The organism is Clostridium sp. MSTE9 (assembly GCF_000277625.1).
GTDB lineage: Bacteria > Bacillota > Clostridia > Oscillospirales > Acutalibacteraceae > Faecalispora > Faecalispora jeddahensis.
The window spans coordinates 114,409-124,476 of sequence record NZ_AKFU01000047.1 but is presented as its reverse complement, the minus strand read 5'-3'; the positions used below and the strand labels follow the sequence as shown (position 1 = coordinate 124,476).

Annotated in this window: 11 protein-coding genes; 5 read left to right on the top strand and 6 right to left on the bottom strand. The window is 55.2% G+C overall.

Annotation, left to right across the window (positions count from 1 at the left end):
- Positions 1-636 (top strand): ABC transporter ATP-binding protein (locus tag HMPREF1141_RS14410; protein WP_009065534.1); only part of this gene is annotated, 636 nt, incomplete at its 5' end.
- Positions 637-798: 162 nt separating this feature from the next.
- Here the strand turns inward: HMPREF1141_RS14410 and HMPREF1141_RS16935 are convergent.
- Positions 799-1,311 (bottom strand): helix-turn-helix transcriptional regulator, encoded by a 513-nt coding sequence (locus HMPREF1141_RS16935; RefSeq protein ID WP_009065710.1) that lies wholly within the window; start codon positions 1,309-1,311, stop codon positions 799-801.
- Positions 1,312-1,586: 275 nt separating this feature from the next.
- Here HMPREF1141_RS16935 and HMPREF1141_RS14400 point away from each other — a divergent pair, with 275 nt between their 5' ends.
- The 4 genes from HMPREF1141_RS14400 to HMPREF1141_RS14385 all read left to right on the top strand — a co-directional run bounded on the left by HMPREF1141_RS14400 (position 1,587) and on the right by HMPREF1141_RS14385 (position 4,445).
- Positions 1,587-2,528 (top strand): threonine/serine dehydratase, encoded by a 942-nt coding sequence (locus HMPREF1141_RS14400; protein WP_009065561.1) that lies wholly within the window; start codon positions 1,587-1,589, stop codon positions 2,526-2,528.
- A 156-nt stretch (positions 2,529-2,684) separates the two neighbouring features.
- Positions 2,685-3,167, top strand: coding sequence for a RidA family protein (locus HMPREF1141_RS14395; RefSeq protein ID WP_009065678.1), 483 nt, complete (start codon positions 2,685-2,687; stop codon positions 3,165-3,167).
- A gap of 254 nt (positions 3,168-3,421) precedes the next feature.
- Positions 3,422-3,946, top strand: coding sequence for a hypothetical protein (locus HMPREF1141_RS14390; protein ID WP_035317197.1), 525 nt, complete (start codon positions 3,422-3,424; stop codon positions 3,944-3,946).
- The gene (locus tag HMPREF1141_RS14385; protein WP_035317196.1) at positions 3,933-4,445 is read left to right on the top strand and encodes a hypothetical protein; all 513 of its coding nucleotides are present in this window, start codon (positions 3,933-3,935) and stop codon (positions 4,443-4,445) included. Before HMPREF1141_RS14390 ends, HMPREF1141_RS14385 begins: the two co-directional genes overlap by 14 nt.
- 161 nt (positions 4,446-4,606) lie before the next feature.
- Here the strand turns inward: HMPREF1141_RS14385 and HMPREF1141_RS14380 are convergent, their stop codons facing one another.
- Genes HMPREF1141_RS14380 through HMPREF1141_RS14360 form a run of 5 tightly spaced genes read right to left on the bottom strand, consistent with a single transcriptional unit; the run spans position 4,607 to position 10,032 of the window.
- Positions 4,607-5,737, bottom strand: coding sequence for a bifunctional chorismate mutase/prephenate dehydratase (locus HMPREF1141_RS14380; RefSeq protein ID WP_009065716.1), 1,131 nt, complete (start codon positions 5,735-5,737; stop codon positions 4,607-4,609).
- The gene (gene aroC, locus HMPREF1141_RS14375) at positions 5,737-6,825 is read right to left on the bottom strand and encodes a chorismate synthase (protein WP_009065709.1); all 1,089 of its coding nucleotides are present in this window, start codon (positions 6,823-6,825) and stop codon (positions 5,737-5,739) included. The genes HMPREF1141_RS14380 and aroC overlap by 1 nt, the downstream gene beginning before the upstream one ends.
- Complete coding sequence (gene aroA, locus HMPREF1141_RS14370; protein ID WP_035317195.1) at positions 6,815-8,074, bottom strand: 3-phosphoshikimate 1-carboxyvinyltransferase; 1,260 nt, start codon at positions 8,072-8,074, stop codon at positions 6,815-6,817. Before aroA ends, aroC begins: the two co-directional genes overlap by 11 nt.
- On the bottom strand, positions 8,071-9,147 hold the full coding sequence (aroB, locus tag HMPREF1141_RS14365; RefSeq protein ID WP_009065722.1) for a 3-dehydroquinate synthase: 1,077 nt from the start codon (positions 9,145-9,147) through the stop codon (positions 8,071-8,073). Before aroB ends, aroA begins: the two co-directional genes overlap by 4 nt.
- Entirely contained in the window at positions 9,148-10,032 is an 885-nt protein-coding gene (locus HMPREF1141_RS14360; RefSeq protein ID WP_009065603.1) for a prephenate dehydrogenase, read from the bottom strand.
- Positions 10,033-10,068 lie beyond the last annotated feature (36 nt).

The following is a 10,068-nucleotide window of genomic DNA, read 5'->3' as shown; positions in this document are numbered from 1 at the left end:
GAGCCGCTCTCCAACCTGGACGCAAAGCTGCGCGCCCAGATGAGAACCGAGATCGCGAAGCTTCATAAGCGCCTCGGTACCACCTTTATCTATGTTACGCACGACCAGACCGAAGCGATGACGATGGCCGACCGCATCGTTGTGATGAAAGACGGCTTCATTCAGCAGGTCGATACGCCCCAGAATCTGTATGAGCGCCCGGTCAACGAGTTTGTGGCCGGCTTTATGGGTTCGCCGCAGATGAACTTCCTTGATGCGGTTCTCGGCAAGGACGGCGCACAGTACACGCTGACCTTTGGCAAGACGACCGTGAAGATTCCGCAGTCCAAAACAGAGGGGACTTCTCTGGATGAATATATCGGCAAGACCGTTACTTTCGGTGTTCGTCCCGAGGATGTTCATGACGAGCCCCAGTTCCTCGCGAAATCGCAGGATAGCCTGGCTACCGCGGACGTAGAGGTAACGGAGCTGATGGGTGCGGAAATCTACCTGTACCTTAACTGCGAGGGCAATTCCCTCACCGCTCGCGTAGATCCCGCTTCCACCGCGAAGCCCGGCGATAAAGCCAACATCGCGCTGGATATGATGAAGTGCCATATCTTTGATAAGGACACCGAGCTGGCGATTCTGAACTGATTTCAGATTTTCGTTGAGGGCGGAGTGTGTACGCACATGCCCTGGTTTCAATCAAACAGCAAACGGGCTATCTGTATGGATAGCCCGTTTTTCATCTGTCGACGGCCGGTTTTCTTCACCATATTTCAATCAGCAAAAGATGGGCTGGGTTACCGGGCAAAATTACTTTTGTCCGTACAGGTACTCTGCGCCGAGAATAACTCCTCCCACAACCAGTAAAAAAGCCCCAATACCAAATGGAATCGTTTTCCCGCTTTCTATAACTCCGGTGAGAAAAGCGCCTTTATCTGCATAGTACCAATTGTGGCGTAACATCCACCCGGTCGCCGCACCAATGGAAATCATGAAAGGAAACAAACTGGCTGCGCAGAGCCAGCCGCCGAACGTAATTCTTCTTTGACGCATTTTGCTCCGTCGCTGTGTATCCCCTTCCGGTTGGGATGTGGCCGATCGGACAGTTTCCATATCCGGCGTTTCCTGTTCCTCCAGCAGCAGATAATCGATAGAGACTTGAAATAATCGGCTGAGTTGAATGATTTTCTCTGTACCGGGCGTTGCTTCATTGGTTTCCCAGCGGGATACCGCCTGGCGGGAGAGCTTTAATTCTAATGCAAGGTCTTCTTGAGACAAGCCCAGACGCTTTCTCTGCAAAGCGATTTTTTCTCCTGTCTGCATGTGTATTCCTCCTCTTAATATGCTTATCTTATCATGCAGTAAACGGGAAGTACACCGCTGCAAGCTGGAATTTCCGCAATTTACGGTTGCATATGGCAGAAGTCCGATCTTGTTTTGTATGGAGCAGAAAATTTCACTTAAATACGATTTTTGATATAGGATGTTATAGAAAAAAGAATTTGCCCGCCGCTCTGCCATATGGTATGGTAAGGTTATGAAAGTATGCCTGAAAGCAGAGGATGAACTAAATTAAAAAATGAATGGAGAGATTCAATATGGTAACAGCACAGGATGTCGCCCTGGCAAAAGAACGGATTGGTAAATATCTTTACGAAACACCGGTGATCCGGCTGCAGAATCTGGATGAAACCCTCGGTTGTCAGGTCTATGTAAAAGCGGAAAATATGCAGAAAACTCATTCCTTTAAGCTCAGAGGCGCTCTGAATAAATTTCTGTCCCTTACGCCCGATCAGCTGGCAAAAGGAGTCGTGGCAGTTTCTTCCGGCAACCACGGCATCGGAGTTGCGTACGCCGCCAAAATGCTGGGCGTGAAGGCGACGGTAGTCCTTACTGACACCGCGCCGGAAATCAAGATTAACGAGATCAAAGGCTTGGGGGCAGAGGTTCTGCTGTGCGAGCTGAACAGCCGTCAGGCGCTGGCGCAGAGCCTGGTGGACAAGTACGGTTATATCTTTATTCCGCCGTATGATGATGAAGCGATCATCGCGGGCCAGGGTACCTGCGGTGTAGAGATTGTTCGCCAGATGCCGGACGTAGACGTGATCATGACGCCGGTCAGCGGCGGCGGGCTTGTTTCGGGCGTGGCCATCGGCGCAAAGGGTGAGAAACCTTCCGTTAAGGTCATCGGAGCGGAACCTGCGGTCGTCGCGCGCTATTCCAAGAGCCTTGAGGCCGGTGAGCGGGTCAGCCTGCCCAAAGCCGCTTCTCTGGCGGATGCGCTGCTGGTTACCCAGCCGGGCCAGAACAACTTCCCGCTGGTACAGAAGTATGTTGACCAGGTGGTATCCACCAGTGAGGAATACATTGCCAAGGCGGCGCACTTTCTGAGCAGCGAAGGCAAGATCGTTGCGGAACCGGCTTCCTCTATCACCATAGGCGCCGTTCTGGAGGGAAATATCCGCTTTGAGCCGGAGCAGAAGGTTTGCTTCCTGCTGTCCGGCGGCAACACCGAGCTGTCGTTTTTGGCGTCACTGTAACATCCGCACAGTGGCTGGACCATTGAATCAATGACATGCATTTTTTGCCCTTGTTTGGGGAGAATTGAGCGTTTTTCAGAAAACCCACAGGGGTTTTGATTCCATTTGAAATCAATTGCTTTATGATACTTCTATTTTTAGAACAGGAGAATGACGATGAGCGTTACGGAAAAGCTGAAAGAAATAGGAATTGAGCTACCGGGCTTTAACCCGCCCGCCGCCAACTATTCCCCCGCCATCCGCACGGGAGATTTTATTTTCACCGCCGGCCAGACCCCGAAGCAGGGCGGCAAATTGATTATGACCGGCAAGGTCGGCGTAGAGGTAAGCGAGGAGCAGGCATATGAGGCCGTGAAGACCTGTGCACTGAATTGCCTGACGATTGTCGACTATTACGCCGGCGGACTCGACAATGTGGCGGATATCGTCAAGCTGACGGTGTTTCTTAACACGGAGCCCGGCTTTGCAGACCACGCCAAGATCGGCAACGGCGCTTCCGACCTTTTTGTATCCGTTTTCGGCACGCACGGCTGTGCAGCCCGCAGTGCGGTAGGGGTTGCCTCACTTCCCGGCAACGCTCCCTGCGAGATTGAGCTGGTTGTCCGACTGAAGGATACATCTGTTCCGCCGAAGGGCTGAGTGGGCGTTTTCACACAATAAAAACAAAGCATCTCCGTTCCGGGCAGGCGCCTGGGGCGGGGATGCTTGCTTTTTGATTCCTAACGTACAGGCGGATTTGTAGCCGGATTTTCTTTTGCTAAAAAACTTAAGGTTATCATTGATTATGATAATGGATATTTAAAATATAAATAGCACATTTTCCCATTTATGGGTTGAGTTTTTATTTGTTATAGATATAATATATTTAATAATTAGATAAGGAGTTGCTAAAGATGAAAAAACGATTGATGTGCTTTTGTTTGTGCTCAGTAATTGCATGCATATCAGCAGGGGCTGTATCTGCTGATGCTGCGGTTCAGCCAAGAGCGGGGGTATACACGTATCAAAAGTATGTTGAAAGTTCTTATTCCTTCGGTTACGGTACGCCCATTGCAGTAACCCCGCAAGTGAGAGGACCTGCTACGATAAACTACGGACAAAGCAGGGGTGTAACGAGTACATTTTCGGCTTCTCTAACCTCATCTGATATTAACTCAATCATAGCAAAATTAGGAACCAGTTACGCCAAGAGTGTATCTACTAACGAAAACTTTGGCACGACTTTTGCAGTAGCGAAAAATCAAGTGAGAAGAGTCTACTTTAAGCCTAAAATAAGAAATACGGCTGGAAAAATAGAAAAGTGGAAAACGGATGATACGGGATTACATTCTAAGTTGCTTTCTACTAAAGATGCAAGTGGAAAAGTGATATTAAAAGTAGGTGAATTTGCAGAAGGGGTATACTATGTCGCTCCTTAAAAAGGTTCATTCTATTCTAATTGCAGGCGTGTTTCTTCTTTTAGGAGTACTGTCTGCTTGTACACCGGAGGATACTACAGACTATTTTGATCGTCCCGACTTAGCGATACGGTCCTCTTTTACAGAAGATGATCGGGATCTAATCGTGGTTCTGGACAGCGTGACGTTTCATACCGGAAGCATCCTTTCTGTTGTATATCATCCCGGTGAAAAAAGTATTGCAAAGGTCATTATCGGAAAAAAATCCGAGAGTCAATATTATGTGGTAGAAAGAACACCTTGGTCTATGATTGGAAATGTTGAAACTGGCGGCGAGCAGTCCAAAATGGAGTATGCGGTGCATTCAACGCATGAAACTGACGGGGAAATCAAACGGTTTTGTGTCTGGCAGGGTTCCTACACGGAGGATGATCTGAAAGAGATATTGGCAAGTTTTGAACAAATAGACGTATCAAACATCAAGGAGCCTTACCCCAATGTCTATTTGGTGTTTTATTAAATTTTTTTATGTAGAAATTTTTTTGCCGGAGATTCCGGTTTGTGTTTTATGGAGCAGACCGCAGATCAGGATACTGTGGATAGCATGAATTGAAAAGAGCATTCTCTCTGCGGAAGAAATCCCGGTAGGAAGAATGCTCTTTTTCATTATATATAGAGAGCTCAGGGAGCAGCTTCCAGCTCCCGGTAATTTCCCAGGAAAGAAAAGCGGGGAAGCTCCTCATACAAGGCGGCAATCAAGTCCAGTGTGTCGGCCTCATGCACATTGCCGGAAAAATCCAGATAGAAATCATACTCAAAGTTTTTGTCCGCGAGCGGCCGGGATTCGATTTTCGTCAGATTCAGGCCGTGGATTGCAAAACGCGATAAGACCCCGGAGAGTGAGCCGGTGGTGTGCGGCAGGGAAAAGCACAGGCTGATCTTCTGCGCATCCGGCGGGATGATCGGGCCGCGGCACACCGCCACAAAGCGGGTGCAGTTGCTGTGGGAGTTCTGGATGTCATGGTCTAGAATGGTCAGGCCATAGGTCTCCGCCGCCTGCTGCGAACAGATCACCCCGATGCTGCCGCCCTGCTGTGCAGCCATTTTCGCCGCGGCTGCTGTGTTGCTGAACGGCTCGGCCGAAAGGCCGTTGTTATTCAGATATTCCGAGCATTGGGCCAGTGCCTGCGGGTGGGAGTACACCGTTTTCAGCTCCTCACGCCGTGTACCCTTTGGAACAGCCAGACAGTGATCAATTTTTACCGTGGTCGCTGCCGCGATGAAAAAGCGGTACTTTAAAATCAAGTCGTACACCTCGGTGACAGAGCCTGCGGAGGAATTTTCAACGGGAAGGATTCCAAAATCCGCCGTGCCCTGCCGGAGCGCCTCGAATACATCGCCGAATGCGTGGGAGAAGCTGAGCTCCCCCTCCGGAAACAGTCGCAGTGCCGCCTGATGTGAATAGGCTCCCTCGGCGCCCTGGCAGGCAATACGCCCACCGGACGGGAGTCGGTCTCTTGCGCTCTGAATCAGGGCGCGCAGATCCTCTCCGCTGCCGAGCAGTCGGTGCTGTAACGAGCGGCTGGCCTCCATGCACGCGGCATAGATGACCCGAACCTCTCTGCCGTATTCTCCGGCGCGGCTCTCCATGCGGTCGAGAATTTCGCGCTCGCGATCAGGATTGAGTACCGGGCCGCCGGATTTCTGTTTGACCGCTGCTACCTCACGTCCGCAGTCGAGGCGAGCCGTGAGCAGAGGCAGCAGTTGATCGTCGATCTCGTTGATTTTTGTTCGGATTTCCTCGAGTGTCATCACAGTCGCCCTCTTTCCGCCATCAAATTGACAAGTCCCACCGCTACCGCGGCTTCCACTACCGGAATCGCGCGGGGAACGATACACGGGTCATGCCGCCCATGAACAACCAACGGCTCATTTTGCAGAGTGTTTAGATTCACCGTGTTCTGCTCCTGGCCAATGGAGGGAGTGGGCTTGAACGCCGCGCGCAGGATCAGAGGCATGCCGGTGGTGATGCCGCCAAGAATCCCGCCGCAATGGTTGGTACGGGTTTTCACCTGACCGTTTTCGGCGGTGAAGGCGTCGTTATTTTCGCTGCCGTGCAGAGAAGCGGCTGCAAAGCCGTCTCCGAATTCCACGCCTTTTACGGCGGGAACGCCAAACAGAATAGAGGAAAGCACATTTTCCACGCCGTAGAACATCGGCGAGCCGATGCCCGCGGGAACCCCGGTGACGGCGCATTCCACCACGCCGCCCACGCTGTCGGTAAATTTGCGGGCCGCCTCTATCTCCTGCCGCATGGCGGCTTCGACAGAGCGGTCGATCAGGGAGAAGTATTCTGTGGAAAGGCGCTCCAGCAGAGCGTCCGGAACCTCCACAGGGTCAAAGGCTGTGTCCGTTACAGACGCAATGCGCAGAGCGTGCGCGCCGATGCGGATTTCGTGTACGGAAAGAATCTGGCGGCACACCGCGCCCGCAAAGGTGAGCGGAGCGGTCAGCCGACCTGAAAAATGCCCGCCGCCGCGCACATCGTTCGCTCCGTTGTAGCGCACGGCCCCGGTGTAATCCGCGTGGCCGGGGCGCGGCAAAACCCGCAGACTCTCGTAATCGGAGGAGCGGGTGTTGGTGTTCTCAATCATTCCGCACAGCGGCGCGCCAGTGGTTTTGCCATTCAGCAGCCCGCTGACAATGCGGACACGGTCACCCTCGCTGCGAGGGGTGGAGGCCAGATCACGCCCAGGCGCGCGGCGCGCCATCTGCAAAGCGAGCTGCTTCTCATCAATGGAACAGCCTGCGGGCAGATTATCGAGCACCACGCCGATGGCCTCGCCGTGGCTTTCGCCGAAGATGCTGATTCGTACAGAGTCCCCGAAGCTAGATGACATTGGCTTTTCCCCCTAACCGGTTGTATTCCTCAAAGAAATTAGGATATGATTTTGCGACGCTCTGCGCGTCGGTGATGATGGTGGGTGAGGTTCCCCGCAGTGCGGCGATGGCCACTGCCATTACGACCCGGTGGTCATTGCAGCCATCAACGCTGCCGGGTGAAAGCTGTGATACCCCATCGATCACAAGCCCGTCAGGCTGCTGGGTGATTTTTGCGCCGAGTATCAAAAGAGCATTCGTCATCGCATCCAGGCGGTCGCTTTCCTTTAATCGCAGGCGGGCGGCGCCGGTGATGACGGTGCGCCCCTCGGCCAGCGCGGCGGTGGCCGCCAGCACCGGTACCAGGTCGGGAATCTGCGCGGCGTCGATTTCAATGCCGCGAAGCGGCGCACCCGATACGGTCAGTATATCGCCCTGCCAGCCGATCTGCGCGCCGAAGCGCTGGAACAGCGCGGCAGATTCCCGGTCGCCCTGCGCGGAGTCGCGGCGCAGACCGTGAATCGTAAGCTCGCCGCCGAGCGCACCTGCCGCAAGAAAGAACGCCGCCTGAGACCAATCGCCCTCCACGGTGTAATCGCGCGGCTGAAACTGCTGCCAGCCGGGAATATCCCAGCCGTTCTGGACAGTTCGGATTTCCACGCCGAAATCGCGCAGCACCGCCAGCGTTAAATCGATGTACCCGGCGGATTCGAGCGGGGTGGTCAGACGGATGCGGCTGTCGCCCGGCAGAAGCGGGAGCGCCAGCAGCAGCCCTGTGATAAACTGGGAGCTGATGTTCCCCGGCAGCGTGTACTCACCGGGAATCAGGCCGCCATCAACCGAAAGCGGAAGTCCGCCCTCGCTTTGGAGCACGGCGCCATGGGGCGGCAGGCATTCGAGATAGGTATTCAGCGGGCGATACGGCAGTCGACCCCGGCCGGTCAGCTCGGCGCGGATGCCGAGTGCCGCCAGTATGGGAATGAGAAAGCGCAGGGTCGAACCGGATTCCCCGCAGTCGATCTCGGCCTCGTCCTCCCATTTTCCGCTGCTGTTGACGATGAGGGCATCGCCCTCTCGGCGAACCTCTACGCCCATCGCCTGAATCGCGCCCAGCGTGGAGCGCATATCCTCCGAATCCGCCACATGATACAGCCGGCTTTCACCCCGGGCCAGTGCGGCGCAGAAAATCGCGCGGTGTGCGGCGCTTTTGGAGGGGGGAACTGTCACGGAGCCGCATAGCCGGGCAGGGGATATGATTGCTCGGTTCATGCGTGCCCCTCCTTTTCCTTTATTATAATAGGAAGAAGCTCTTGCTTCGGAATGGGATGCACAAAGGATTGGCCGATCTCACGCAGAAGAATCAGGTTGAGCGTGCCGCCCATTCCCTTTTTATCCATTGCGGCGGCTTTTGCCAGACTTTCCGCCGGCGCGTCGTCCTCTGTGGGCAGATGGTACTGCCGCAGCAAAGCAGAGATTTCTTCTGCAGTGCCGGATTTTGTCAGGCCAAGCGCCTCACCTGCACAGGAAATTTTCACCATACCAATGCCCACCGCTTCGCCGTGGGTCAGCTTTCCGAACGCATAGTGCTTTTCCAGGGCATGCCCCAGCGTGTGGCCAAAATTCAGCAGCATGCGCTCGCCGGTGTCGAATTCGTCATCCTCCACCACACGGCGTTTACAGTCTACGCACTCGGTGATCATCTGCTCGAGCACCTTCGGGTCTTTTGACAGATCGTTGTCGCGGATCAGCTCGAACAGCTGGCGGCTTTTGATACAGCCGTATTTGATGGCCTCAGCCATGCCGTCCGAGAAAAAGCGGGGCGGCAGAGTGGCGAGCGTGTCGGGGTCGATCAGTACCAGGCGCGGCTGGTGGAACGCGCCCACCAGATTTTTGCCCTGCGGCAGGTCTACGCCGGTTTTGCCGCCGACGGAGGAATCGATCTGCGCGAGCAGCGAGGTGGGAATCTGAATAAAGCCGATGCCGCGCAGGAACGTGGCGGCGGCAAAGCCGGCCATGTCTCCTGTGACACCGCCGCCGAGCGCCACGATGAAATCGGTGCGGGTCATCTTCTGCTCGGCCATGGCCGCATAAATCTGTTCAATGGTGGAAAGACGCTTGCTCTCTTCTCCGGCGGGGAAGGTGAAAACATCGGGTACAAAGCCCGCCTTTGCCAGGGAATCCGCCGCACGCCGGGCGTACAGCGGGCCAACGTTGCTGTCGGTAATGATCATGGCCCGGCCGCCCTCGCGGAACAGAGCGCTTGCCTGTTCTCCCAACTGATTCAGGCAGCCGCGCCGAATCAGAATCTGATAAGGGTTTGAGGTATGAATCGTCAGTTCCATTTATTCTCCCAGCCTTTCCTTAATCTCCCGGCCCCGCCGCAGTAGGCCGCGAAGTGCTTCGCGGTCATTTTCCGCCACAGCGTTCCGGAGTTCTGTCAGATGCCCGAGAAGGGTATCGATTTCGCGGGTCAAAGGCTCGCGGTTTTCCAGGAACAGTTCACTCCAAAGGGTTTCGTTGATCCGCGCCACGCGGGAAACGTCGCGGTAGCTGCCTGCCGAATAACCGGGGTGCTCTGGGCACAGCGGGCTCATCACATATGCGCAGGCCAGCGCGTGGGGCACCTGAGAGGTAAACGCGATCATTTCGTCGTGGTGCTCCGGTGTGGTGGCGATGGTGCGGGCCGCACCAACTGAGCGGGCCAGGTGTTCCATCAGCGCCACGGCCTCGTCCGGCGCCCCGCAGGGGATCAGCAGGTAGCTTGCCCCCTCGAACAGGCCGGCCTCGCTTGCCGCAAAGCCATTCTGCTCCTTTCCCGCCATCGGGTGGCCGCCGACGAAGGTAAAGCCGAATTCGCGGGCAAGCTCCGTCAGCTCGGGGCAGATATATCCCTTCACCCCGCAGGTGTCGCTCACGAGCGCGCCCCCGAGCAGCGCGCCTTTCTTTTGCACAAAGTCGATGCAGGCCTGCGGGTAGCAGCATAAAAGGATCAGGTCGGCACGAGAAAGCGCGCCGTCGTCCGCCTCGGCGGAAATCGCGCCGCAAAGAAGCGCCTGCCGAATTACCTCCGGGTTCTGGTCGATTCCGGTGACCCGGTGGCGGCGGCTCCGCGAAAGAGCTTTGGCCAAAGAGCCGCCGATCAGCCCCAGCCCGACAATGACGATATCGAGCTCGTCAGGATTTCGTTCTTCCGGCGCGCGTCGGCCGGTGTGTGGTGTTGATTGCAAAGTTCACACTCTCCTTGCCAAATCGTTCGGCCGGTG

Excerpts from the sequence above, each read along its gene's own strand:
- HMPREF1141_RS14400 (WP_009065561.1), top strand. The coding sequence starts at position 1,587 with ATGGTAACAGCACAGGATGTCGCCCTGGCAAAAGAACGGATTGGTAAA.
- HMPREF1141_RS16935 (WP_009065710.1), bottom strand. The coding sequence starts at position 1,311 with ATGCAGACAGGAGAAAAAATCGCTTTGCAGAGAAAGCGTCTGGGCTTG.
- HMPREF1141_RS14395 (WP_009065678.1), top strand. The coding sequence starts at position 2,685 with ATGAGCGTTACGGAAAAGCTGAAAGAAATAGGAATTGAGCTACCGGGC.
- aroB (WP_009065722.1), bottom strand. The coding sequence starts at position 9,147 with ATGGAACTGACGATTCATACCTCAAACCCTTATCAGATTCTGATTCGG.
- HMPREF1141_RS14380 (WP_009065716.1), bottom strand. The coding sequence starts at position 5,737 with ATGACACTCGAGGAAATCCGAACAAAAATCAACGAGATCGACGATCAA.
- HMPREF1141_RS14385 (WP_035317196.1), top strand. The coding sequence starts at position 3,933 with ATGTCGCTCCTTAAAAAGGTTCATTCTATTCTAATTGCAGGCGTGTTT.
- HMPREF1141_RS14390 (WP_035317197.1), top strand. The coding sequence starts at position 3,422 with ATGAAAAAACGATTGATGTGCTTTTGTTTGTGCTCAGTAATTGCATGC.
- aroC (WP_009065709.1), bottom strand. The coding sequence starts at position 6,825 with ATGTCATCTAGCTTCGGGGACTCTGTACGAATCAGCATCTTCGGCGAA.
- aroA (WP_035317195.1), bottom strand. The coding sequence starts at position 8,074 with ATGAACCGAGCAATCATATCCCCTGCCCGGCTATGCGGCTCCGTGACA.